The organism is Saccharibacillus sacchari DSM 19268 (assembly GCF_000585395.1).
GTDB lineage: Bacteria > Bacillota > Bacilli > Paenibacillales > Paenibacillaceae > Saccharibacillus > Saccharibacillus sacchari.
The window spans coordinates 5,471,385-5,495,064 of the sequence record NZ_KK073875.1 but is presented as its reverse complement, the minus strand read 5'-3'; the positions used below and the strand labels follow the sequence as shown (position 1 = coordinate 5,495,064).

The window sequence follows — 23,680 nt, the reverse complement described above, 5'->3', positions numbered from 1 at the left end:
CAATATGTCGCAAAAGTACATGGCGCCGCCAAGCCCCAATCCTTTATACTCCCCTATATATTCGATAATGAAAATCATTATCATACATAAGGGGGCTTCACCATGAATCAAGTACCAAAAAGGCAAGCGGCCGGAAGTAAAGGCTACGCGGCACGTAAATCGAGATTTCTGATGGGCTGCATGTTGGCCTTTGTTCTGATCCTGACGGCTTGCGGCGGCGGAGCAGGTGCGAATAATAGCAACCAGGCTGCGGCAACGCCGGCATCGACCGAGACGCCTGCGCCTACGAGCATGGAACCGAATACGGAATCCGGCGGATCTTACCCGGTCACGATCACCCACATGAAGGGCGAACTGACGCTTGAATCCAAGCCGCAAACGATCGCCGTGCTCGACGTGAAGTTTTTGGATCAGATGCTGGCGGTCGGCGAGAAACCGGCAGGCAGCGTCATCGCGGGCGGCAACACCGATTACCCGGAATATTTGGGCGATCAGACAAGCGGCGTACAGGTGCTCGGCACGCGCGACGAACCGAATCTGGAAGCCATCACAGCCTTGAATCCGGATCTGATCATCATGACGGATTTCCAAGAACAGCAGTACGAGAGCGTGAGCAAAATCGCGCCTACGCTCGTGCTTGATTTCTACGAAGACTGGCGCGACACGCTGTCCACGATCGCGCAGATTACGGATAAGCAAGACGAAGCGGAAAAGGTACGCACGGCTTACGAAGAAAAAGCGGCCGGATTGAAAGCACAGCTGACCGAGAAATTGGGCGATGAGACGGTAGCCGTTATTCGTCCGAGAAAAGAAGGCATTCGCGTGCACGGCATCGAGCATCGGATCGGTCAGATTTTGTATCAGGACCTGGGTTTGAATATGCCTGAATTCGCGAAACAAATCGGTGAAGACGGTTCGATCGAAGTTTCGATGGAAAAGGTTCCCGAGATCGGCGCGGATCGTTACTTCGTGCTGTCGGATGAACTTTTCGCCGCAGAAGCCGAAGCCATGGCCAACAATGCGGTATGGAAGTCCCTTGACGCGGTAAAAGAAGGCCGTACCTACGACGTGAACTCTACGCTCTGGATCGCTTATTACGGTCCGCTTGCGATCAACCTGATCATCGACCAAGCTTCGGAAGCACTGCTCGGATCGAATTAATATGGAACGTTACCTCTCAAGCGAGTTGTGGAAACAAACAGCGGAGAAGCATTCGATCCTGCTGGGCGAGCCGCCTGAACAGAGCGTGCGCATTATTGCGTTAAGCGAATTGTACGAAAAAAAGGCATGCGGAGCCTACATCGAATGGTTCCAAGCCTATATCGACGCGCCGAACAAGAGAGTCGCGGCTTCCATGTTGGCCAAGCGGCTCGGTTATCTCTGGACCGCTCCGCTGGTGAAGGCTATGACTTTTCATCAGCAGCAGGTTTCGTTCGATTTGCGCAGCAGCTTTTTGTATCATCCCGTGCTTGCAGACCCGTCCACGACCCGCTTTCCTTTTCTGGCGGTTAATGCTCTTCAATCGGAATCCCTTTTGAACAATCGAAATTCGAAACGGGAAAAAGCAGTCGAGGAGATGTTCGCGTCTCAACTCTCTCCGCTGCTACAGATGCTTTCTACCGTGTCTTCGCTGCCCATGAGCATTTTGTGGGAAAATATCATGGTACGAATCGGGCCGTTATATGCACCGGATGCGGATGAAGCCGAGCAGCCTAATCCGCATATCCAAGCCGACTTTTCCTATCTGACCCAAGAAGCGCCCGGCACGGCATTCGATCAGAGAAAGAACCCGTTTACACGATTCACGACCTGCGAGAATGATATCCCGGTAGCCAAAAGCGAACGGATCACCTGCTGCTTTTACTATCAAATGTCAGACGAGTATTGCCGAAAATGCCCGAAAATTGACACTGAGAATAAATCTCAATAAAATGGCAACAGCAACAACCTTACCATTGCCAGTGCGCTTGCGTTGGCAAAGGATGCTATTGTCAGGAGTTGAGAAAATGCCGCTGCAACAACAAACAAGTCTATGGAGCGATACGACAATCAAGATGCTGGACGGGTATAGCGGTACGTTACAGGCAAGCCATACGCTTAGCTTTGACGAAACCAAATTGACCTCGAATCTGCTGCTGTTGGCGGTAGGCGGGGAAGGGGAGCTTACAATGAACGGCGAAGTGTGCCGCATTGGAGCTTCTTTTGCTTGCCATGTGGTAAAAGGCGCTTCTTTTACGCTGACGTCCCGATCGGATGAACTCTATTATATCGTGATTACCTATAAAGCTTCTTCTTTGGAAGGGGTGTCCCATGACCTGCCTTCGTACCGTAAACACCCGCTGCAAATTTCCTTTATCCAAAGCACGATGCTGCAAACCGAGTGGGTACAGACCGCGGAAAAAATCATAGCCAAATGGCGCCGCGGCGAAGGGTTGGAATATTTTCACGCCAATGCGCTGCTGCAAGGGATGATCTACGAGCTGATTATGGACTACGAATGCGGTCAAGGCGGGGCGGAGTCGGATCTTGTCGAGGTGGTCGCATCTTATATCGCCTCGCATTATCGTCAGGAGTTGGAGCTGAAAGACCTGGCCGCCCTCGCCGGATGCAGCGTCAGACAGTTGCAGCGACGTTTTAAGCAGGAAAAGCAGGTGGGACCGATGGAGTACGTGATTCAGCTGCGAATGGAAAACGCTTCGCGGATGCTGCATCATACGGAGGCGTCTATTGGCGAAATCGCGGAGCGCATCGGGTACAGCGATACGTATTATTTCAGCCGGGCTTTTAAAAAGGTTTACGGTATTCCCCCGCTGCATTACCGGCTTGCCAAAGTGTCCAAAACGGACGCGGACTATGCAGCGGCTTTGCTTGGAAATCGAACGGCCTCTTCCTACGATTCGCCGCAAGGCCCGGTGATCTGCCATATGAGGGGCGAGTATACCGTTACGCAATCTCCGCAGCGCATCGCCGTGCTCGATATCCAATACGCCGATCATCTGCTGGCACTGGGATTGCCTCCAGTTGGAAGCGTCGGTTCGGGGAGCCGATCCGTCCAATTTCCGCAGTATATCCGGGCCGGACTTCAAGATACGGAGCTTCTCGGAACGTATGAATACCCGGATCTGTCTGCCGTGGAAAAGCTATCGCCGGATCTGATCATTTGCACCGAAGTTCATGATCCTTATGTCGAACGGTTAAGCCGAATCGCTCCCGTGCTGATGTTCAAACGCAATGAGAGTTGGCAAACCATTTTGCGATTGTTCGGCGAACTGACAGGCAAACGGACAGATGCCCAGCGCATTCTTGCGGATTATGAGCGACGAACGGCTTTGCTGTCCGAGGAGTTGGCGCCTGTACTTGCGGGAAAAAGCGTAGCCTTGATCCGTCCGCTCGATTCTCTGGTTCGGGTACATTCGGCCGCTCATCGCACGGGTGCGGTGTTGTATCGGGATCTGGGCCTGCCTGTGCCTTTATTCGTGGCAGATGCTTCGGATACGGCGTATCATATTTCGGTGGATCGACTTCCCGCCGTGCAGGCGAGCCATTACTTTTTGCTGAGCAACGAAATGCTTCAAGACGGCAGATCGGTGACTGAGCAGCGCGTCCGAGGCATGTTGGATAAGGCTGAGTCGCAACAGATCCATCCGGTTGATGCCGCGACTTGGATCGGGTGTTACGGGCCGACGGGGATTAACGGCATCGTGGATCAGATCGAACAGGCATTATTGGTTTGAGCGAGAGGCATCGGGCATAGGCCCGGTGCCTTATTTGATTTTTCGTATACGCCCTAATACAAAGTGTACAGCCGAAGAGTTCCGAACTGCGATTCTTGAGAAGATCGGCTCTAGCACATTGGTCGATGAAATTTCCTCTATAACGTGCACCTTTTTTTATTTAATGCGTCTATTTATTTAGAGGAGGCGTCATATGCGAAAGTTAAGTATTACGATCGGAACTACTCTATTGTTAGTCGGTGCATTAACGGCATGTGGGACAAGTCAAAAAACAAGTAAGATTCCCGTAGAACCCCCAGCGACCCATGCCGAAAAAACAACTTCGAAAACGAACAATTTAGAAGGTCAAGATTCCAGTACATTTGATGCCGGCGTTCATGTGGATTGGGAAGCCGTTTCTAGCCCACTGTGGAACCAAGATATCAAAGATAAACTTAAGGCAACGCTTGAAGCGATTACCCAAAAAGATTTAAAAAAATTGAATGAAACGATTGCTCCCGAGGCTTCGGGAAGATTTGATTATATGATTCAGGAGCATGAATACAATTTCAAAAAAGTCTCAGAGGTTTTGAAAGACGGTAGACAAGTTCTGGTGAGTATTGACCATGATCTTACATTTCCGGATGGCGAGATCTTAAAAGAAAAAGGTTATACGTACTATTTTGAAGAAGATGAAGAGGCTCAATGGCAGCTTGTCGCAATTGATTAATTAAGATTTCCGTCTACTCTCTCTCCTAGCCCATGACCAAGCTGCTAGATTTCCTAAATTTCCAAATGATGATAAGGTGATAAAAGGAAGATCTAACGCGTTCTATAAGGTATAAGCTTCGCATCCTTATCGCGGAGCTGAATAGCCGAGAGGAGCTGTTGAAGTTGAAAAAGATGCTGTCAAATTTGATCTCGTCATTTTTAACGGGCTTGTTTATTTACTATGCACTGACGCAAACGATAACTTGGGGTGCGGTATTGGCTTGTCTGGCTGCTGTAGGAGTCGTCGCGCTCGGATACTTTGCTGCGTATGTTTTCAAAAGAAACCGGAAAAGCGCCGTGAAATCATGAATGTCTCAAAAAACTTAAGACAAACGAGAGGTAGCTTTCCATGAAAGCCTTTATACAGACGAACAAAGACGGAGAGTTTTACAACATCAACGTGTTCTCTGCTTACGAAGGTTTTACTGCCCTGGGCTGGGAGATCGTCAAGTTTCATGAACTTCAAGATATCGAAGAAGATGACTCTGAACATATCGTAGTCGGCGGAATCGGGAATATGAGAGGGCGGCTCGAAGCGTTAGGCGTATCCAAAAATAAAGAAGAGATCGATTATCCGGCTTCGTTGTCGAATTATTTCGGACGAAAGATTTGGGCCTCGACGCTTCAAAATCTTTTCGCGGATGAACAGAGTTGGAAAGTTCGCCGGAAAAGTCGTTCGCGAATATGCGGATTTTATCGGACTGCTTGAAGAAGGTACGGATATCGCGATTTGGTGCTCGGAGCCGGTCGATTTTGTCACGGAATGGCGCTGTTTTATCCGTTACGGCGAGATCCTCGATATCCGTTTGTACAAAGGAGCTTGGGATTCCAAACTGGACTTGAACATCATTCGCAGCGCCGTTCGAGACTTCACCGATGCGCCTGCTGCTTACGGTTTGGATTTCGGAATCGATACGCAAGGAAACATGAAGCTGGTTGAGATCAATGACGCACATTCTTTGGGGACTTACGGCATCGCGCCCGTGAATTACGCCAAGTTCCTAGCAGTCATTACCTTATCAACGTTAAAAGTAAGTTTACGCTCGTCTGAAACACACCTAAAGCGTGCGTGTTTCAGACGAGCGTAAACTTCTGAATTAAGAGTTGGCAAGGTATTAGATGGGCGGAGTTGACCAAGACGACGGACTATTTGAAGCTTATATAAAAGGAGCCTGCCGATGACTGATTTTCTGACTCGATTCGAAACGCATTTCAAAGCCAACTTCCTCCAAGATCTTACCGACACCCTTTCAGAAGCGCAAAACGAAAAAGTCTACGCCTGCGCGTTCGGAACCGACAGCGACTTCGGCACCTTATTCCTCGCGGTCAATACGGAAGAATCGTTGGCACGCCATATCTCGGAAATGAAGCAAAAAGATCTATGCGACACTCCGGAAGACGAAATTTACTACCGTTGGGGCTGTTCCGAGTATCAATATGGAGGAGACACGCACCTAAACGGAATCAGTGATATCTTACAGGACATCGACAATGCTTATGATTACAAAGACCAAATCATCGAGATTATCGTTCAAGTCGTACGCGATACGGACGAGGCAGTATTCAGGAAATACGGTCAATCCAAAACCGACATCGTCTTCTTCGTGTCTATGACGGATGACGACGAGGCGTTGGCATTGGAAAACGAAACGGTCGTACAGATGACGGAAGCCGAGCTTGCCGCAAGTTTCTTGAAGCGGTATGAACAAGAAGAGTAGGCGTACATCATGATTCTTTCGCTTGCCGAATTCAAAAGGCGTATCGACGCAATTTCCGGGGCTATCCGATCTCTGGGCGGCGAGGTTCAAGAACTGGTCATCCGACCGCCCGCTACCGAACAAGAAATCGAACGTGTCGAACATCAATTAGGCCGATCTCTGCCGGGCAGCTTCAAACAGGCTCTGCTGCATATTGCCGGAGAGTTCAGCTTCTGTTGGTTTATGCCCGACGATTATAAATTCCCCGAACCGTATCGTAATATCTTTAGCGGGCGAATCCATTGGAATCTTCAGCAGCTGCCGCAGATCGACGAGGGGAAAAGGGAATGCATCGAGCAGGTTTTCCCCAATCCCGAGGATGAATACGACAAAGTCTGGCATGACAAGCTGGCCTTTATGGAAGTAGGAAACGGCGATTATGTAGCATTCGACGTAAAAAGCGGCGACGACCCTCCTGTCGTGTACTTGAGTCATGCCGACGGTCAGGGACATGGGTACATACTGGCGCATCATTTCATGGAATTGTTAGAAAAAGGTTCGCGGATCGCTTTTGTCGGAGAGGAAGATTGGCAGTGGCTAACGTTTACGGAATCGAAAGATAGCGGGATCAACGTACATAGCACGGCTGCTGCGGAATGGCGCAAGTTGATCGGATTGAATCCGATCCCTTTTCAAAACCCGCTCGCTGCCGCCCGTCGACACAGCCTTGCTCTTCGTCCCGACGGAACCGTCTTCGCCGCCGGCGACAACCGTCAGGGCGAATGCGAAGTCGACGGCTGGCAGAATATCGTTGCCGTGGCTGCTGCCAATGTGCATAAGGCCAACAATACGGGAAGCTCGCACAGCGTCGGCTTGCGATCGGACGGAACAGTGGTTGCCGCAGGCTGGAACCGGCAAGGTCAATGCGCAGTCGGCGAATGGCGGGACATCATCGCGATCGCTGCCGGTTGGCGCCGCACGATCGGTTTGACCGCGCAAGGCACTGTCGTTGCAGCCGGGCGAAATAACGAAGGCCAATGCGAAGTCAGCGACTGGAACGATATTGTAGCGATAGCGGCAGGTGATTGGCATACGTTGGGACTGCAATCGGACGGCACGGTAAGAAGGTCGGGCAATCATCAATACGGACTGGCCGACTCCGATCGCTGGCACGATATTGTAGGTATATCCGCCGGGTATTTGCATAGCGTAGGGGTGAAGGCAGACGGAACGGCAGTCGCGGCAGGCTCTGACCGACAGGGTCAATGTCAGGTAGCGTCTTGGCAGCATCTATCGACAGTCTCGGCAGGCAGCTATCATACCGTAGGCTTGAGAAAAGACGGAACCGTTATCGCCGCGGGCTCCAACGAATACGGGCAGTGCGAAGTCGGCGATTGGCATGACGTCGTAGCCGTCGCCGCAGGCTGCGCGCATACGCTGGGCCTGCAATCCGACGGCACGCTGCTCGCTGCAGGCAGCAACGAATCGGGTCAATGCGAGGTATGCGAAAGGACGGATTAAAATGAGCGACAAGCAGCATTTGAACGTCTTTATCATCGGGATTACGGGAAAAATCGGCAGCTTATTGGCGCAAATTCTTCTGGAAAAAGGCGATACGGTACGCGGGCTCGTGCGGCGCGCAGATCAGCAGACCGAACTTTCGGCACGCGGAATTCAAACGGAGATCGGCGATATTGCAAGTCTGCCTGCTGATCAATTGGCGACTTCATTCGGCAGCGCCGACGTCATCGTATTCAGTGCAGGTTCCAACGGCGGCAGTCGGGAAGTGACCAAGGCGATTGATGACGACGGCGTGGCAAGAACGATCGATGCGGCGGGGAAGGCAGGCATCCAACGTTTGATCTTGGTGTCCGTGCTTCCGGAATCCTGGCGCGAACGCAATCTGAGCGAGGACGAGGAATATTATTTTGCCGCAAAAAAGAAAGCCGATATCCGGCTGAGCCGCAGCGACTTGGATTGGATCATTCTTCGACCGTCCTTATTGGTTGACGATCCCGGCGTCGGCACCGTTTCGATGGGACCTGCTGAATTCCACGGACAAATCGCTCGGGAGGATGTAGCCGCGACTTTAGCCGAACTGCTGCATGAACCTCGAATTGGGCGGCAAATTTAGAATTAAATGAAGGGTCGACATCGATTCGCGAGGCCGTTGCGGCCAATATTCGGTAAAAGACAAACGGAATAATCTTATCTAATTATAGAAAGGTCTATGAACGATGCTATTTATTCATAAAAAACTAATTCAACGGTTAGCCGCTCCTTATCAGGAGTCTTCTATGCAAATCTGCTACGCCAAAGCACAAAGCCTGTCCGCCACGACGAATCAGGCCATCTTATTGATGAATGAAGAGAAGATTATTATCCTTTTCCTGAATTTTCTCGTCACCAAGGTTGTACATAAGGCTGAATTTGCGACTTCCGATCTGCTGGATTCCAAACTTAGCTTTGAACAAGGGCTATCCGTCTCGTGGTCATTTAATGTTCAAGGCCAGCGCTGGCGGTTCCAGATCATGAAGCAGATTCTGCCGCTCGGTACGATGCAGGGCGATTTCCTTGACTTTTTGCGAAGCGCGCTGAGGTAGATCCATTAAGCTTTGATCCATAACCATCCCCGGTAAAAGGAGTTTTGCAAACCATGCACGCAATCACGCTGCAATCGACGCTTTCGCCGGATGCCTATCTTCAGCCTTCCGATCATGTGGATTTTCATGATCGCGGCATTCAGGAACGCATTCGAACCTTCGATCAAACTACGGAACTTGAACGGATTCAGGCCGCTTACGAATTTGTGCGCGATGAAATTTCCCATTCCATGGACATTCGCAGCCCTGAAGTCACACGCCGGGCTTCCGAGGTGCTGCGGCAGGGTCACGGCATTTGTTACGCCAAATCGCATCTGCTGGCCGCGTTGTTAAGAGGAATGGGCATTCCGGCAGGGATGTGTTATCAACGTCTGACGTGGGACGATACGGTTGAAGGCGGCCATGCTATTCATGCGCTGAACACCGTCTATTTGCGTGAAAAAGATCAGTGGATCAGACTCGACGCGCGAGGCAATAAAGAAGGTGTCAATGCTCAGTTTTTCATAGGTAAAGAGCAGTTGGCTTACACTACTCGACCAGAGCTTGGCGAAGTCGATTACGAGACCAACTTCCATGAGCCGCCTCCCGCGATTATTGAAGCTTTGGAGAACCATTCGGACTGCATGCAGATGTGCGCTGCGGGCTTGCCGACGGAGTTGAAGGAACACGCACAGGCCGAATAAGAACGGAATTTTAAGATAAGAGCATTTAACGTATGGAAGCAGCCTTGACGATTTGGAGATCGGGGCTGTTTTTTATATCGACTTGAGGGAGGTAACTTGTTGCGATCGTCGACCGCTGCAGCAATGGGGCAGGCATTCGTCGACGTCTTGTTCGGGTTTGCTCGATCAGGGTATTGGATATTAATGGAGTCAAACAAAAAGGAGCAGATTTATGAATTCGTCGGACGAAGAAAATCCTAATCCGTTTATTATCCGGTTTTATTACAATCGCAAGATGAAGTTGTGCGGTTTTATCGCTCAAGGCATTATTCATTCCGCCCCGTTCGGCCAAGATATTGTCGCTGCCGGAGTATCCGCGTTGGTCATCAATACGGTGCATAGTCTGCAAGAACTGACTAAGGACAAGGTGGAAGCCGCCATGACGCAGAATTATACAAGATGCCTTTTGCCGGATCTGCAACAGAGAAACCGGGGAAGCCGCGAAGCTGTAGTCTTGTTGCAAGCATTCGAAATGGGCATATACAGCATCCGAAACAGCTATGGGGAAGAACATATCACGATTGAACAAATTCAACGCTGATAAGGAGGCAATTCCGATGAGCGAGAAAATGGTCCAATCTAAAAACGCCGAAATTTGCACGGAAAGCTTCGGTGATCCGAGTCATCCGGCCTTGCTGCTGATCATGGGGGCGCAGTCTTCGATGATTTGGTGGGAAGAGAAGTTTTGCCTTCAACTAGCCGCTCAAGGACTGTTTGTTATTCGTTACGATAACCGCGATGTAGGCCGCTCAACGACCTATGAACCGGGACAACCGGGGTATGGGCTGGACGATATGGCGGACGACGCGATCAGCGTATTGGAGGCTTACGGCGTCGAGCGGGCGCATATTATGGGTATGTCGCTCGGCGGGATGTTGGCACAGATGATCGCTTTGCGTGATCCAGAGCGTATTCAGAGTTTGATCCTGCTCGCAACCTCCAACTTTGCCGCGAACCTGCCGCCGATGGAAGAGAAGGTCGCGACCTTTTTCGCCAATATGGGAGCGGTTGATCTGATGGATCGTGAGTCTTTTATTCGTTTTACGATAGATCGTTCGAGAGTGCTGGTCGGGTCGAAGCATACTTTTGACGAGGAAAAGACTTTTACGCTGGCGAAGTTGGATTTCGACCGGGCGAACCGTCCAAGCAGCATGACCAATCATGCTCTGTTGGCCGGCGGAGAATCGGACATGGCGCGAACGAGCGAAATCACGGTACCGGTATTGGTCATCCACGGCGAAGAAGATCCGATTATTCCTTATGCGCATGGCGAGCATCTGGCAAGCGTTCTTCCGCATGCGGAGCTGCTGAAGCTTGCCGGAAGCGGGCATGAGCTGCATGAGGAGGATTGGGGTGCGGTGATTGAAGCGATCGCTGCACATGTGAAGTAGACGAGCGGCGAGATCAGGCGGAAAAGGACGAGTGAGGGCATGGGCTGCTTGACGTTTGTACTTTCGTTTATCGTATCGATGGTTGTCTATGCCCTTCCCGGCGGTCTTATCGGTCAATGGATCATCAACAGCCGAGGCATTCAAGGGACGGACACCAATTATGTATTTATGCCGATCTTTTTCATGTATATTCCCTTATTAAGCTTTTTGACTGCGTGTTTGGTTACTTTTCTGGTTCTGCGCAGTCATGAACGGAATCAGCAAGCTCAAACCGAATCCCCGAACGAAGAATAATCGATACCCCTCCCGAAAGGATCGTGCAGGCCATGACAAAAGTGATCTTCGGCATGACGATGTCGCTCGACGGATTCATCAGCGATTCGGACGGCAATATCTCTATGCTGTATCCGAATCATCAGGAATTTGGCAAGTCCGAGATTATGCAGGAAGCCGTTCGGGACACCGGGGCCGTCATAATGGGGCGTCGGACCTTCGAGCGGGCGGGCGATTCGGACCATTATGCGGCGGATTATGAGTTTCAAGTACCGATCTTTGTCGTAACGAATACCCCTCCTGACAAAAAGCCGAAAGAGAACGAACACCTCAGCTTTAACTTCGTGGACGAGATCGAAAAAGCCGTTCAATTGGCGAAGCAAGCGGCAGGAGATAAGGACGTTACCGTAGTCGGCGGAGTGAGCATGGGTCAGCAGTTGTTAAAGGCCGGACTGGTGGACGAGCTGCAAATCGGGATCATGCCGTTGCTGCTGGGTAGTGGGCAGAAGTTGTTCGATGGACTCGGGGAGCTGCCGGTTACGCTGGAAAAGATGAGGGTGATCGAAACGGGTGCGCGTACGGATATCTTTTTTGCAATCAACAGAAAAACATAGAGAGATCGGGGAGTCGGCATGTTAGATTCGTTATTTGACTTTTACAGAAAAAATATAACGACTTATCGACTAGTATTTCAATTTATGCGCACCTGGCATATTCTTATGCAAGTCTTTTTCCTTTCATTTTTGATTTCGGTATATGTGCTGATTTTTGGCTTGTGCGTATTGCTCTTGGTTCAGGAATCTATGGCGTTAAAGATTGGTTTATTCGGTTTTATTGGCTCCATTCTATTCTTTGCTTTCTCTACCTGGCGCTTGAATGAAAAAGCAAAATGGATTTTAGAGCATGAATACGGAATGAGACGGAATGCGGGGGTATGGAGAACTCCGGAATTCGAGACGCTCCAAGCTGATTTATTGAAAGATTATCTGCAAGAACATCATTTGTACACGGACGAAAAGTTGAAGCTTTTGATCGAGGGTTATGAAAACGAGACGCGTAAAAACAAATATCCGACCCTGATCAATTGGGGGATCGTTATCTCGCTTTCGCTTCCTTTATGGATTCAATATGTGACGTTCATTTTTAAATCCGAATCCATGAAAACGCTGGAAGATGCAACGTGGGTGCTGATGGTCGGTGTTCTTTTCGTAGTGGTGATTATTGCGATGATCGGATTTACGAAATGGTTTTTCGGCGAATTTCAAGATGCTTTTCTTTTCGGGGAAAAAACTCATCGGAAAACGCTGATCGAAAGGCTTCAAGATGCGAGATTGCGTTATCGGAAAGAGATAGATAAGAAAGACGAAAATACGGTTGCTGTGGGAACAAGAATAATAAGAAATGATAGATCTGTCCGCCCCAGAGTAAGACGCCGAAATAGCCGCTAATCCATGTGTTTTTATCTTAAAAACAAACCAAGACATACTTAAACGAGAGGTGATCGTGATGGTCCAAAAAAATCTTCGCGAAAGTTTGGATGCTGTGGCACGTAAAGTTAGCAGTGGGCATTATGTAGAGCCACGCAACCCGGACGATTTAAGTGTTCAGAAGAAATTAATCAGCAATGCTATCGAAAAAATAAAACTAGAACGTACATTAAAGGCCCGCTCTTAAAGCGAGCCTTTTACGTTTCTACTCCTCCAACCGATCCTTCATCGCCTCATGCATTTTCGCCGTATACATATCCACCTCGTCCCGCGACATGCGCAGCCTTGCCACCGACGTTCCGTACCCGATCTCTTCCAATTCTTTTTCCAACCCTTCGAAAATCCCGTCCGTAAAAGCATCCAGCGGCTCGCCATGCGTATGCTGTCCGGCTCCGCCCAGATCCGTATTCACCGCCGGAGGCGCAATTTCAATGACTTCGATCGAAGTATCCGAGAGCTGATGACGCAGGCTCATCGTGAAGGAGTGCAGAGCCGCCTTTGTCGCCGAATAAAGCGGAGCTACAGCCAGCGGCGTAAAAGCCAAACCAGAAGTGACGTTAACAATCGCAGAAGCTTCTTTTTGCGCGAAAAACGGAGCGAACATCAGCGAGAGATGCACCGGTGCATCCAGATTAGTCGGGATCTCCCGGCTGACGTCGCTCCAATTGATCGTGTCCGCCTTGAGCAGGTTCAGCGGTTGTTGAATCCCGGCATTGTTCACCAGCACATTGAGATCCGGGTAGTTCGCGGTCGCCCAGCTGAACAGATCAATCCGGCCGGACTCCGTGGAGATATCGCTCGCATAAGTCACGAGGCCGGGAACTTTAGCTTGTGCTTCCGTCAACGTTTCTTTTCGTCGGCCGCAGACAATTACCGTATTGCCCAATGTTGCAAAGCGCTCCGCAAAAGCCAATCCAATACCTGAACCGCCGCCTGTAATCAGAATCGTATTTCCTGTCAGTTTCATAAGTGAACCTCTTTTCTATGAATGTAATCGTCATTTGACGTAGGGATGCCCGAGTTATTGTCTTTACTTTTCCAACGATCCACGCGCTCTTCATAACGTTCGATCTTGATGTTGATTCCATCCAGCGCGTTATGGATCTCTTCAATCTCATGCAGCACCGCTTGTCTGTGTTTCAGCATCATATCGAGCCGCAGCTGCGTCGTTTGTTCGCCTTCGACCACCAAGCGACATATTGGCGGATCGAGGATAGCGTCATATGAAATTCCGAAAACAATCGCCTGCCCGCTTCGCTGATCGATTTGTTTTCCATGCTGAAAGCCTCCGAAGTTGAATGGTATATGTCGACAAGTTCATACTAGTTGTTAAACTATAGTTCAAGTCAAGCGTCACTTTTACGGAAAAAAATAGAAATTTAGGTCTTGCCGACGATTCATGTAAAGGAAATCGACGCAAGAAAGCGAAAGTTTACGAATGAGGCGATTTTTTTCGAAAAGGGGCGAGGGGCATGCAAACGACTCACAAGCTGTTTCAGCATTTGGATTGGGCGAACCGGGAGATCCTACAAGCGTTGCGCCATACGGAAATGAGAGGGAAAGCGTTAACGCTATTTGCGCACATCTTGCTTGCCGAGCGGGTATGGCTGACGAGATTGCAAGGAATCGATAGTTCAGGCTTGCCGATCTGGGCGGATATCGACTTGATTCATTGCGATGAACTTGTGGAGCAGAATGAGCAAGGCTTCCGTGCTTTTTTGGCTGATCTGACGCTGTCCAATGCGGATCGTATTGCAACAGCAAAGGCACAACGTTCGAGAACTCGGTCGGAGATGTTTTGGCGCATGTCACGCTGCATGGTCAGTACCATAGAGGACAGATCAATCTGCTGCTGCGGGAAAATGGCTTCGAGCCGGTGAGCCTGGATTATATTATGTTTGTTCGATAACAGGAGGGAATGCGATGCTGGAAGCCCTTAACGCATCCGTCAGTTTAAATGGTCTGATCTGGCTGGGCTTGGTGATGTTCATCATTCATGATTTGGAGGAAATCATCTGGATTCATGCAATTCGGGCCAAAGGAAAAGCATATATTTTGAACCGGATTCCGAAGCCGTTGACCTCTGTGTTCGACCATTTGCTGGACACGACGAGCGCACAATTTGCCGTAGCCGTTTTACTGGAAATGCTGGTGCTGACCGTCGTGACGTTTGCCGCTGCCGAAAGGAGTTGGTATCTGGGCTATCTGGCGTTCATGACCATCTTCTTCTTACACGTCTTCACTCATGTCGGACAAATGATCCTGCTGCGCATGTACACGCCGGGAGTGGTTACTGCGCTTCTGCTCGTTCTTCCTTTCACAAGCTACACGCTATACCGAATGGTCACTTCGTCTCCGATCACTCTAAACGATGTGCTGATTAGCATTCCCTTCGGATTTCTTATCGTTCCGGTGGTGCTGGTCGGGCATGCCATAGGGAGGAAAGTTGCATGAAGTTGTAATAATCCCTTGGATTGCCCGAAAGCTTCAGTCCTGCTATACTTCCGATATATCATTTGCACTGGGGGTTATACCGTGGCAACTTGGATCGCACCGGATTGCTCGTTTGCTAGAAAGGCCTTACGCAGAGCCTGAATAGGGGCGGACTTTGTGTAGGGCGACGAGGTCAATCGTAATCGTCCCCCGAATGTGAGCTTGTGAGGTTCCGAAGAGCCGCAAGTCTCCAATCAGCAGCATGAATCTTTAACTCCGCAGGCTTTGCACCTTATCTTTTTCCAAATCATATAAGGGGCTGAGAGCTATGCAAAATCAAACACCTTTTATTCATAACCACCAACTGAACGTGATCAAAAAACAAGCCAACTTCCTGCTAAAAACACTTCGCAGCGTGGCGGATCGCAAAGTGCTGGATACCGTCAGAGTCACTGCCGTCAGCAAAGCGATGGACGTATTCGACGAATTGACCGCCGAGCAGAAAAAATTGTTGGAGCGCTTGGCCGATCAAGAAGAAGCCCAGCATGTTCAGGATTATCTGAATTCACTGGAGCCGTATCTGGTACCGTTTCCCGAAGTGACCGCCAAGCAAGCACAGAAGCTGTTCCCGAAAGTGAAAAAGCTTAAACTTCCGGATCTCGAACGATTGGATTACGCGCATACGACGTATCTGAGATGGGTCGATATCGCGACGAATCGTTTGTTTATCGTGTACGAGCAGCAGGATCAGTTTGTCGGAATCGAAGGACGGATCACGCCGACGAATAAAAAAGGGTTCTGCATGTTCTGCAATCGGCATCAGGAACTGGGATTCTTCAACGTGAAACTCAAAGGCAGTTCGCCGGATAATTTCTCGTCGGTCGGACAGTATATCTGCATGGATGATGAAGCTTGCAACCATAGCATCACGGATAAAGCGCCGCTGGAGAAGTTTTTGTCTTCGGTGGGGAAATGAAGGAAATGAAAACAAGGCCGCTCTTCGGAGCGGCCTTCCTACTTGTGGAGAAAGTTACGTGGGTGCGGGAAGCGAGAAGACTGCGAGAAAAATTCGTTCAATTCGCTGTCTCACTTGGAAAACTCGGATGAAATTTTAGTGGAAGTTTTCCAAGTTCAAAGGCGTCTTGAACTGAATTTTTCTCTCCGTCTTCTCGCTTCCGGTTACGTTGGAGTTTCTCGACACGTAGAGGCTGCTTCTTGGAGCGGTCTTTTTTCATTTGGAGAGTGGATTAAAGGGAAAAGACGGAAAGGTAAGAGAGATCGTGTGATTGATCAATCACTGTTAATTGAGATTCAGCGGCAACTTCAGAATCATGCAATCCGATTGCCGTTTAGTGATTTGAAGTTCGTGAACGATATGATTCCGCATGGGAAGCGTCGGCTTAGGTCGAGTCAGTCGACCTTGCAACGTGAATTGCCGAAACACAGCTCTCGGCTTGATTGCTCACGAGCTTTTCTTCTTCAGCAAATATAGCGTATACGCCATCGCCGGAAGAGCCAATTGAAGCTGGTAATACGACGTTCCCGGCAGGCCGATTCCGGCTTCGAACAACCAGATCCGGTTGTGTTCGTCGATTCCGAGATCCAGTCCGATTTCCTGAAATCCGCCGCCGATGACGGATTCCAGATATTCGGCCAAGCGCAGGCCGTAATCGTCGATCCGCCGGTGCAGCGGACCGTTTTCTTTTTCCCCGAACTGATTATGCAAAAAGTGCGCCCAGGTGCTGGTACCGCGATACGTAAGCTCGGAGTTGGTCACGGTGACGTGCGGAGTCAGCGACAAACCGATCGAATGGAAAGCCACGGTCCAACGGTTTTGGCCGTTTTTGGATAAATGAACGCGCACATGGAACGGATTTCCTTGCGGCGTGACGCTGTGGATCATTTTTTGCGTGAAGTAGCGCTTGGCGGTCAGCAACCCTGTCAAACGGGGAAGGTCTTCGCGCGCGAATCGGTGCAGATACTGTTGGTCGAACACTTCGATCACGTCGTTTTTCAATTCGGCCGTCAGCGCGTTGCGCCCCAGGTAACCGCCGTTCGTTTTGAAAATGACTTTCCCGTGCCGCTCGATGAACGTCATGAGACTTTCCGGGTCGCGTACGGTCATATACGGAATCAGGCTTTGGTTCAGTCGTTGATCGCCCTGAATCATGCGGTACACTTTGCTTTTGGTCATGGAGCGCCCTTTGAGGGTATGTCCCATCGGGATGCCTTCGAGCTTGCGGTACGCTTCTTGAAACTTGGCAATGCCGCGTCTTCGCGTATAGTCGTAGATCGCGTCGGGATACGGAAACTCGCCGTCAACCCATTCGTCGTTTTCGAGCTTCATGCCGCTAATGGAATGCTCGCCGATGCCGGACGTGCGAAAAACGTAAAAGTCGGCTCCGTGATACGCCGCCGCCACCGCGCAAGCGCGCAATAATTGAATGCCGACGTCCCATCCCAGCATCATGCCGATCAGAGGTTTCCGATTCATTCGCGTTCCTCCCCGTTTTGAATCGCGTCCTGCACCGTTTCCCCGCGATGCCGTTTGAGCACGTACAGCGTGTAGGCGATCGCCGGAAGCGAGCCTTGCATTTGGTAATAAGGCGAACGCGGCAGGCCGAGCACGGCTTCGAATAACCAAAACTTGCCTTTGCGGTCTACGCCGAGATCCAACCCCACTTCATGAAATTCGCCTTCGATCCGCTCTTCCAAAAACGCCGCCAGCTTCAAGCCGTACTCTTTTAACGCTTCGTCCGTCGGCCCGCCTTCTTCTTCGCCGAATTGCTGTTGCAGAAAATCTTTCCAGGTGCTGGTTCCCCGGTACGTAAAATCGCTGTTGGTCACTTTGACCTGCGGCATCAATGACAGCGTGACCGATTTGTACGGCACGGTCCATTGATTTTGTCCGTTTTTGGAGACGTGCACGCGGATATGAAAAGGAAAACCGTGCGGCGTTACGCTGCGGATCATTTTTTGCGCGCAGTAGTTGAGCGGGATCATCTTGGCGAGCAAATCGAGCATTTGCTGCCGGTCGAGCCGATGCAGATGCTGCTGATCGGACATTTCGATGCTCCCGTCTTTTTTCAATACGACGGTAAACGCGTCCCTGCCCATAAAGCCGCCGTCCGGCTTGAGAATTACGCGTTTATGTTTTTCGATGAATGCCCACCCTTTTTCCGGATCGCGCAGCGTCATGAACGGGATCAGATGCTTTTTGAGTTCTGCGTCGCCGCGGATCATATTGTAGACTTTCGTTTTGCCCATCGAGCGGCTGCCGAGCGTATGTCCCATCGGAACATGTTCCAATTTGCGGTACGCTTCCTCGAACCACGGATGGCCTCGGCGGCGGGTATTGTCGTAGATGACGTCGGGATAACGGAACTCTTTTTCCACCCATTGATTATCTTCCAACTGCATGCCGATAATCGTGTCTTCCTTGATGTTGCGAGTCTGAAAATAGTAAAAATCCGCTCCGTAATGCGAAGCCGCCAGGGAGCACGCCCTCATCAGATCTTGTCGGACGGCCCAGCCCAGCATCATGCCGATCAACGGTTTGGGATTCATTGAATTCTGCCTCCTGCATTCCCGATGCTATAATGGGTTTATGTCCTTTTTACCCGATTTAAAGATAATTTGAAAAATGAATTCAAAACGCGGAAGTTCGATTTGCTAGGGCGTGTACGCAAACTTCGAAGGAGGCAGATTTAGGCGGATTTTCGTTCTCGGCAAGGAAGGGTTCCGAAGGCGTGCCGGGGCACGTCAAGGGGCACTGACGAAGCGGAGGGCGAAAAGGCGGCTAAAGATGCACGTCGTTAAGTTTGCGTACACGCCCTAGCCGAAAAGGAGAGATTGCCGATGAATGATCAACACCTCGCCGAACTGTTGAACCGATACGATCTGGACCGACCTGAAACCGCTTTTTTGCGACACAATGAAAACCGTACATACCGGGTAACGGATGCATCGGGCACGAACTATCTGCTCCGTATCCACGATCCGTTCGTCGAAGGAATGAAAGGCGTGCAGCATACCCGGGCCGGAATTGCTTCGGAGCTGCATATGCTGGAGCAGTGGGGAATATGGAACGGCGGCGCTGCCCAGGCTCCGGTGCGGAATCGGCAAGGAGAGCTGGTCACCGCGTTCGAGATCGACGGCCGGAGTTGCGACGTCTCGCTTCTGAGCTGGATGGACGGTCGCGATCTGGTCAAAGACGACATGGACAACGACGAAACGGTGCGCAAACTCGGGGAGCAGCTCGCGGAATTGCATGCTTTTTTCCGGGAATACGAACCTGTCGGGATGGAGGCGCGTCCTCACCAGGGCAGAGCGTACAACGAGATGATGGCCGGCGTCATTCATTCGGGCGTGGCAAAAGGACTGTTCACCTCGCAGGATGCGAATACCGTCGAACAAACGCTGCGTCTGATCAACGAACGCCTGGCAGGGCGAGGGCCGGATACCGGTACGGATCTGATCCACGGCGACATCTGGTTGAATAACGCGATCCTGACGACGGGCGGCGAGGTGCGTTTTATCGACTTCGGATTTTATGGACAGGGATACGCGCTCACGGATGCGGCGATGGGGGCGATGATGCTGCCGAGCGAAAAGCGCGAGAATTTCCTGAACGCCTATCATGGAGAAGTGGCGTGGAGCGGAGCGGAATTGCGGGAAATCGACGGTTTTATGCTGGTGGCGATCATCGGCTATTACGTATTCCAATTCGAAAACGAGAAGATGCACGAGTGGATGCGCGAACGCATGCCGAAGCTGTGCGAAGAGCATTGCGTGCCGTTTTTGAACGGGGAGAGGTTGCTTGAGCGGATCGGGTTTTGAGCAGAGGGAACGGGCAACTTTGCTGTGGTAAAATGAAGTAGCTCTCACCCCGAGTTTGTCATCCAAATTCGCAGAGATCCTTTGATGAGAGTGAGAAGGAGCGCGTAAATGACCAGATCCATCGAATACGGACTGATAAGTACAGCAACCGACGAGAAGGCTTTAACGGCTAAAATGAAATCTTTTTTCGAGCCGTTGAATCGGGTGATGGTCAAGACGAAAAGCAAAGGGCTGCTGGAAGCGCGTTTGCCCTATGTCTACAAGCATTTCTATTGGAACCTCAACAAAGAAATCCAGGTATATGTCGAGCTGTATCCCAACGTAGACGAAGAGGGCAAGCGCAAATTCGACAATCCGGAGATCGGCTGGGTGCTTTTTGTGAATATGAAAAATGTACATCCGCCGTATCAGGTTCCTCTGGAGGAGCAGCAGCGCTATGTAAAAGAACTGCTTGAAGCCGGAGGATTTCCGTATCTCGCGTTACGCGAATATGCGGAGGACGAAGAACGACTGTGACTGTAATCGACGGTCGAGGAAATTCGGCGAAGATTCCGTGAAGAAGCCGTGGTGCTTCCGCAGTAAGACCGCCTACAGCTTCAACACCGTCACCGGTTCGTTGTCGCACACCTCGCCGTTATCGCGGAAACCGAAGCTTTCGTAAAGATTTTTTGCGGCAATGTTGTCGGCTTCGTATTGTATCCAGCAGTACGTGGCAGGCCCGGCAGGGTAAGTGCGAATAAACTCCAAAATCTTAATCATGGCTTCCCGCCCGTAGCCTTTTCCCTGGTGCTCCCGATCGATCATCAGGCGCAAAATGCAGTAGCTATCATGCGCGATCGACGGGATTTCGTAGCCGGTGATGCCGTACGTAATCATCACGAAGCCGACAGGCTGCTCGTCCGCGTAGATCGCCAGAGGAAAAGGCGTGCCGCCGTTCGTCAACAGGACATAACAGGAAGCAACGCTGGACAGATTGGACGCGACAAAACGATTTTGATCCTCGGCAACCTCCAGATTGAAGATGAGACGGCGATTTTCCAGCGTAATTTTGCGAAGAGAAATCATCATGAATAGCTCCTTTTAACATAAAATAGATAACGCTTACATACGTGCAACTTATCTATTGTAAACAATTAGATGCATGAAGGAGGTTACAAAAATATGAACAATCAATCCGAACCGCGAGCAAGCGAGGAAAAAGACATTCATCTCAAACAGAAACGGGTGGACGCTTTGGATGTGGCTTTGGCAGTGACCGGGGTGGCGACAGCCGTACTGCTTCCCTATTATCACGCGCTGCCCAAAAAAGACGCGATTCACACAACAGATATGCCGGAAAGCTATCTGATCGACACGCCGAACCGGACCGATCTTCAGCCGAAAACGGAATGTGCGGCTTTTTCCAGTGCTTACGTGCTGCGGCATCTGGGGGTGGAAGCAGACGGGAAAGAGTTATACAAAGGCTTTCCGCGCAAGCTGCTGGACGGCACGGTCGATCCGCGCGGCATATTGGTCCTTTTCCGGCGCATGGGCTACCAAGCTTCGTTCTACCGGGGCAATATCGAAACGCTCAAAAAACGGGTCAGCCTCGGCGTTCCCGTGATCGCGTTCATCAAAGTTTTTCCGAATAAAAGGTATGCGCATTTCGCGCCCGTCGTCGGGTATGACCGCGAGCATCTGTACTTGGCCGAGTCGTTGAAGCATAAGACCAATTCCAAGGAGAACGGCTATAACCGAAAGCTGCCGGTCTCCGAGCTGGAAAAGCTATGGCGGACGAATCCGTTTTACAAGCAGTCGTATATCGTGGTCGAAGGGAAAGCGTAGAGGCGGTCAGCTCGGCGAAGAGACGATGGAAGACTGATAAAAATCCATGAGCGCGGTTCGAAATCCTTGGGCGGTCGGACCGTGCTCCCGGTTGCGGTGAGCGATCAGGCCGTGCGTGAATTTCATTTCGGGAGCAAAAGACAGGACTTGAAGGTTGCCCGTCTGAATCTCGTTGCGGATCGCGATCTCCGGAACCAGGGCAAAGCCTTTTCCGCAGCTTACATATTGTTTGATCATCTCCAGACTGGGCAGCTCCAACGCGTCTTTTACCGTGATCCCGGCTTGTTTCAGCACATCCGCGGCCGACGTATGGTAGAGGCACGAGGTACCGTTGCTGATAAACAGTTGATCGCCGAGCACCTGCGCTCCCGACTCCCGCACCTGCCGGGCGACGGGTTCCGATGCGGCAAACACGATCGTTTCCTCCAGAATCGGTTCGAACAGCAGTTCATGCCGATTCGGATTTTGCGGCACGATGCCGAAATCCAGCTCGTGATTCAACACGCCGCTCAGGATATCTTGATGCGCACCGTGTTCGATCCGCACGTTCACGTTCGGCATGCGGCTGGCATACTCCTGAATGAAAGGAAGCATTCGCGTCAGGAAAAAAGATTCCTGCGCCCTGATTCGGATCGTGCCGGACGGCTCGGTCAATTCGTGCATCTGCTCGTCTAGGGAGCGAATCAAATGGACGTATCGATATGCGTACTGCGCGAATACTTTTCCCGCCTCGGTCAGTTCCATGCCTCTCGGATAGCGATGCACCAATTTTTGCCCGACGATCTTCTCCAACTGCTGAATATGCGTCGTGATCGTGGATTGCACATAACCTAGACGCTCGGCGGCACGGCTGAAGCTTTTTTCTTCCGCCAACGCGATAAAAGCCACAAAAAGTCGTCCTTCCAACGCATCGATCATGACTGTCTCAACCTTTCGTATTTCATTTTGGAATAATAGGGATTCGAACTATTCGTTAGTCAAATAGATGATTGTATTATACGATTTCTTTAGTTATTTGTGTGACTAAAAAATAGCAAAGGGAGATGTAATACGATGAAGATTCATTATCGGAAGCAAAAAGTGGGAGAAGTTGATGTTTTTTATCGCGAAGCCGGTCCGAAAGACGGTACGGTTCTTTTGTTGCTGCACGGCTTTCCGTCGTCGAGTCATATGTTCCGCGACCTGATTCCCGAACTTGCCGAACGTTATCGCGTCATCGCGCCGGATCTGGCCGGTTTCGGACAAACGAAAACGCCGCCGCGCGGACAATTCGATTTCACGTTCGACAATTTGTTCAAAGTCGTTGAAGGGTTTACCGAGGCGCTGGCTCTGAATAAGTATGTCCTGTACGTATTCGATTACGGCGCGCCTGTCGGATACCGTCTGGCCGTCGCTCATCCCGAACGGGTGCAGGCGATCGTCAGTCAGAACGGCAACGCGTATGTGGAGGGCTTCAGCGAAGCTTGGGGACCTTGGGAGAACTATTGGCATTCGCCGACGCTGGAGAATCGCGAAGCGTGCCGCGATTCCTTGGCGCCGGACACGATTCGCGATTTTCAGTATTTGCACGGAGCGGATGCCGATCTTGTATCGCCGGACGGTTATTCGCTGGATATCGCCTATATGGCAAGTCCGGAAGCCCAAGAGATCCAGTTGGACCTGATTTTGGATTATCGGACCAACGTGAAGCTTTATCCCGAATTTCAAGCGTATTTCCGGCAGCATCAACCTCCGCTTCTGGCCGTATGGGGGAAAAACGATCCTGCTTTCCTTCCTGCCGGAGCCGAGGCGTACAAGCGGGATCTTCCGGCTGCGGAAGTTCATCTGCTGGATGCCGGACATTTTGCGCTCGAGACGCATACGGATGAAATTGCGGCGCTTATGCTGCGATTTTTGGAGCATGCGGAAAAAGATTGACCGAGGAGGT

General features: G+C 50.7%; 32 protein-coding genes and 1 pseudogene. 26 read left to right on the top strand and 7 right to left on the bottom strand.

The window, feature by feature from the left end; genetic code table 11:
- Window positions 1-102 precede the first annotated feature (102 nt).
- The 19 genes and pseudogenes from SACSAC_RS23870 (at window position 103) to SACSAC_RS28140 (ending at window position 12,844) form a co-directional block, all read left to right on the top strand.
- The gene (locus tag SACSAC_RS23870; protein WP_037290930.1) at window positions 103-1,161 is read left to right on the top strand and encodes an ABC transporter substrate-binding protein; all 1,059 of its coding nucleotides are present in this window, start codon (window positions 103-105) and stop codon (window positions 1,159-1,161) included.
- A 1-nt stretch (window position 1,162) separates the two neighbouring features.
- Window positions 1,163-1,930: a ferric iron reductase gene (locus SACSAC_RS23865; protein WP_037290928.1), complete on the top strand. Its 768-nt coding sequence runs from the start codon at window positions 1,163-1,165 to the stop codon at window positions 1,928-1,930.
- 76 nt (window positions 1,931-2,006) lie between these two features.
- Window positions 2,007-3,734, top strand: a complete 1,728-nt coding sequence (locus tag SACSAC_RS23860) for a helix-turn-helix domain-containing protein (protein WP_037290927.1) — start codon at window positions 2,007-2,009, stop codon at window positions 3,732-3,734.
- Between the two features lie 193 nt (window positions 3,735-3,927).
- Window positions 3,928-4,443, top strand: coding sequence for a hypothetical protein (locus SACSAC_RS23855; protein WP_037290926.1), 516 nt, complete (start codon window positions 3,928-3,930; stop codon window positions 4,441-4,443).
- 164 nt (window positions 4,444-4,607) lie between these two features.
- Window positions 4,608-4,793 carry a hypothetical protein gene (locus SACSAC_RS23850; RefSeq protein ID WP_037290925.1) on the top strand — a complete coding sequence of 62 codons (186 nt, stop codon included), beginning with the start codon at window positions 4,608-4,610 and terminating at the stop codon, window positions 4,791-4,793.
- Between the two features lie 40 nt (window positions 4,794-4,833).
- Entirely contained in the window at window positions 4,834-5,193 is a 360-nt protein-coding gene (locus SACSAC_RS28525) for an ATP-grasp domain-containing protein (protein ID WP_245608688.1), read from the top strand.
- On the top strand, window positions 5,126-5,572 hold the full coding sequence (locus SACSAC_RS28520) for an ATP-grasp domain-containing protein (protein WP_245608687.1): 447 nt from the start codon (window positions 5,126-5,128) through the stop codon (window positions 5,570-5,572). The genes SACSAC_RS28525 and SACSAC_RS28520 overlap by 68 nt, the downstream gene beginning before the upstream one ends.
- Window positions 5,573-5,662: 90 nt before the next feature.
- On the top strand, window positions 5,663-6,202 hold the full coding sequence (locus tag SACSAC_RS23840; protein WP_037290924.1) for a DUF4303 domain-containing protein: 540 nt from the start codon (window positions 5,663-5,665) through the stop codon (window positions 6,200-6,202).
- A gap of 9 nt (window positions 6,203-6,211) precedes the next feature.
- Window positions 6,212-6,721 (top strand): annotated as a pseudogene (locus SACSAC_RS28820) (SMI1/KNR4 family protein); the annotation flags it as partial.
- 126 nt (window positions 6,722-6,847) lie between these two features.
- The gene (locus SACSAC_RS28815) at window positions 6,848-7,702 is read left to right on the top strand and encodes an RCC1 domain-containing protein (RefSeq protein ID WP_051507570.1); all 855 of its coding nucleotides are present in this window, start codon (window positions 6,848-6,850) and stop codon (window positions 7,700-7,702) included.
- Between the two features lies 1 nt (window position 7,703).
- Window positions 7,704-8,315, top strand: coding sequence for an SDR family oxidoreductase (locus SACSAC_RS23830; RefSeq protein WP_156951085.1), 612 nt, complete (start codon window positions 7,704-7,706; stop codon window positions 8,313-8,315).
- Between the two features lie 163 nt (window positions 8,316-8,478).
- Window positions 8,479-8,784, top strand: coding sequence for a hypothetical protein (locus tag SACSAC_RS23825; RefSeq protein ID WP_245608686.1), 306 nt, complete (start codon window positions 8,479-8,481; stop codon window positions 8,782-8,784).
- Between the two features lie 53 nt (window positions 8,785-8,837).
- On the top strand, window positions 8,838-9,467 hold the full coding sequence (locus SACSAC_RS23820) for a transglutaminase-like domain-containing protein (RefSeq protein ID WP_037290921.1): 630 nt from the start codon (window positions 8,838-8,840) through the stop codon (window positions 9,465-9,467).
- A 211-nt stretch (window positions 9,468-9,678) separates the two neighbouring features.
- Window positions 9,679-10,047 carry a ribosomal-processing cysteine protease Prp gene (locus SACSAC_RS23815; RefSeq protein WP_037290919.1) on the top strand — a complete coding sequence of 123 codons (369 nt, stop codon included), beginning with the start codon at window positions 9,679-9,681 and terminating at the stop codon, window positions 10,045-10,047.
- Window positions 10,048-10,063: 16 nt separating this feature from the next.
- Entirely contained in the window at window positions 10,064-10,897 is an 834-nt protein-coding gene (locus tag SACSAC_RS23810) for an alpha/beta fold hydrolase (RefSeq protein ID WP_037290917.1), read from the top strand.
- 39 nt (window positions 10,898-10,936) lie between these two features.
- Window positions 10,937-11,191, top strand: a complete 255-nt coding sequence (locus tag SACSAC_RS23805; protein WP_037290915.1) for a hypothetical protein — start codon at window positions 10,937-10,939, stop codon at window positions 11,189-11,191.
- A gap of 32 nt (window positions 11,192-11,223) precedes the next feature.
- A complete protein-coding gene (locus SACSAC_RS23800) occupies window positions 11,224-11,784 on the top strand; it encodes a dihydrofolate reductase family protein (RefSeq protein WP_037290913.1) in 561 nt (186 codons plus the stop codon).
- A gap of 18 nt (window positions 11,785-11,802) precedes the next feature.
- Window positions 11,803-12,618 (top strand): hypothetical protein, encoded by an 816-nt coding sequence (locus SACSAC_RS23795; protein WP_051507369.1) that lies wholly within the window; start codon window positions 11,803-11,805, stop codon window positions 12,616-12,618.
- A 55-nt stretch (window positions 12,619-12,673) separates the two neighbouring features.
- A complete protein-coding gene (locus tag SACSAC_RS28140; protein ID WP_156951084.1) occupies window positions 12,674-12,844 on the top strand; it encodes a hypothetical protein in 171 nt (56 codons plus the stop codon).
- An 18-nt stretch (window positions 12,845-12,862) separates the two neighbouring features.
- Here SACSAC_RS28140 and SACSAC_RS23790 read toward each other — a convergent pair whose 3' ends face one another.
- From SACSAC_RS23790 to SACSAC_RS28695, 3 genes are read right to left on the bottom strand one after another with little or no spacing between them, the layout of a single operon-like run.
- Window positions 12,863-13,624, bottom strand: a complete 762-nt coding sequence (locus SACSAC_RS23790; protein WP_037290911.1) for an SDR family oxidoreductase — start codon at window positions 13,622-13,624, stop codon at window positions 12,863-12,865.
- Window positions 13,621-13,806 carry a hypothetical protein gene (locus tag SACSAC_RS27415; RefSeq protein WP_051507368.1) on the bottom strand — a complete coding sequence of 62 codons (186 nt, stop codon included), beginning with the start codon at window positions 13,804-13,806 and terminating at the stop codon, window positions 13,621-13,623. Before SACSAC_RS27415 ends, SACSAC_RS23790 begins: the two co-directional genes overlap by 4 nt.
- The gene (locus SACSAC_RS28695; protein ID WP_281175788.1) at window positions 13,803-13,934 is read right to left on the bottom strand and encodes a hypothetical protein; all 132 of its coding nucleotides are present in this window, start codon (window positions 13,932-13,934) and stop codon (window positions 13,803-13,805) included. Before SACSAC_RS28695 ends, SACSAC_RS27415 begins: the two co-directional genes overlap by 4 nt.
- Window positions 13,935-14,455: 521 nt before the next feature.
- Between SACSAC_RS28695 and SACSAC_RS28810 the strand changes: the two genes are divergently transcribed.
- The 3 genes from SACSAC_RS28810 to SACSAC_RS23770 all read left to right on the top strand — a co-directional run bounded on the left by SACSAC_RS28810 (window position 14,456) and on the right by SACSAC_RS23770 (window position 16,066).
- Entirely contained in the window at window positions 14,456-14,566 is a 111-nt protein-coding gene (locus tag SACSAC_RS28810) for a DinB family protein (protein ID WP_425414826.1), read from the top strand.
- Between the two features lie 14 nt (window positions 14,567-14,580).
- Window positions 14,581-15,111 (top strand): HXXEE domain-containing protein, encoded by a 531-nt coding sequence (locus tag SACSAC_RS23775; protein WP_037290910.1) that lies wholly within the window; start codon window positions 14,581-14,583, stop codon window positions 15,109-15,111.
- A gap of 307 nt (window positions 15,112-15,418) precedes the next feature.
- A complete protein-coding gene (locus tag SACSAC_RS23770; RefSeq protein ID WP_037290909.1) occupies window positions 15,419-16,066 on the top strand; it encodes a FusB/FusC family EF-G-binding protein in 648 nt (215 codons plus the stop codon).
- Window positions 16,067-16,552: 486 nt separating this feature from the next.
- On the opposite strand, the gene SACSAC_RS23765 is transcribed toward SACSAC_RS23770, so the two are convergent.
- The gene (locus SACSAC_RS23765) at window positions 16,553-17,584 is read right to left on the bottom strand and encodes a YheC/YheD family protein (RefSeq protein WP_037290908.1); all 1,032 of its coding nucleotides are present in this window, start codon (window positions 17,582-17,584) and stop codon (window positions 16,553-16,555) included.
- A complete protein-coding gene (locus tag SACSAC_RS23760; RefSeq protein ID WP_037290907.1) occupies window positions 17,581-18,657 on the bottom strand; it encodes a YheC/YheD family protein in 1,077 nt (358 codons plus the stop codon). The genes SACSAC_RS23765 and SACSAC_RS23760 overlap by 4 nt, the downstream gene beginning before the upstream one ends.
- A gap of 291 nt (window positions 18,658-18,948) precedes the next feature.
- Here SACSAC_RS23760 and SACSAC_RS23755 point away from each other — a divergent pair, with 291 nt between their 5' ends.
- On the top strand, window positions 18,949-19,929 hold the full coding sequence (locus tag SACSAC_RS23755) for a phosphotransferase enzyme family protein (protein ID WP_037290905.1): 981 nt from the start codon (window positions 18,949-18,951) through the stop codon (window positions 19,927-19,929).
- A gap of 108 nt (window positions 19,930-20,037) precedes the next feature.
- On the top strand, window positions 20,038-20,445 hold the full coding sequence (locus tag SACSAC_RS23750) for a hypothetical protein (protein WP_037290904.1): 408 nt from the start codon (window positions 20,038-20,040) through the stop codon (window positions 20,443-20,445).
- Between the two features lie 72 nt (window positions 20,446-20,517).
- On the opposite strand, the gene SACSAC_RS23745 is transcribed toward SACSAC_RS23750, so the two are convergent.
- Entirely contained in the window at window positions 20,518-20,994 is a 477-nt protein-coding gene (locus SACSAC_RS23745) for a GNAT family N-acetyltransferase (protein WP_037290903.1), read from the bottom strand.
- Between the two features lie 96 nt (window positions 20,995-21,090).
- Between SACSAC_RS23745 and SACSAC_RS23740 the strand changes: the two genes are divergently transcribed.
- A complete protein-coding gene (locus tag SACSAC_RS23740; protein WP_084778332.1) occupies window positions 21,091-21,753 on the top strand; it encodes a cysteine peptidase family C39 domain-containing protein in 663 nt (220 codons plus the stop codon).
- A gap of 6 nt (window positions 21,754-21,759) precedes the next feature.
- Here SACSAC_RS23740 and SACSAC_RS23735 read toward each other — a convergent pair whose 3' ends face one another.
- Complete coding sequence (locus tag SACSAC_RS23735; protein ID WP_037290902.1) at window positions 21,760-22,671, bottom strand: LysR family transcriptional regulator; 912 nt, start codon at window positions 22,669-22,671, stop codon at window positions 21,760-21,762.
- A gap of 135 nt (window positions 22,672-22,806) precedes the next feature.
- On the opposite strand from SACSAC_RS23735, the gene SACSAC_RS23730 reads away from it, so the two are divergent.
- Window positions 22,807-23,670 (top strand): alpha/beta fold hydrolase, encoded by an 864-nt coding sequence (locus tag SACSAC_RS23730; protein ID WP_037290901.1) that lies wholly within the window; start codon window positions 22,807-22,809, stop codon window positions 23,668-23,670.
- The last annotated feature ends 10 nt before the right edge of the window (window positions 23,671-23,680 follow it).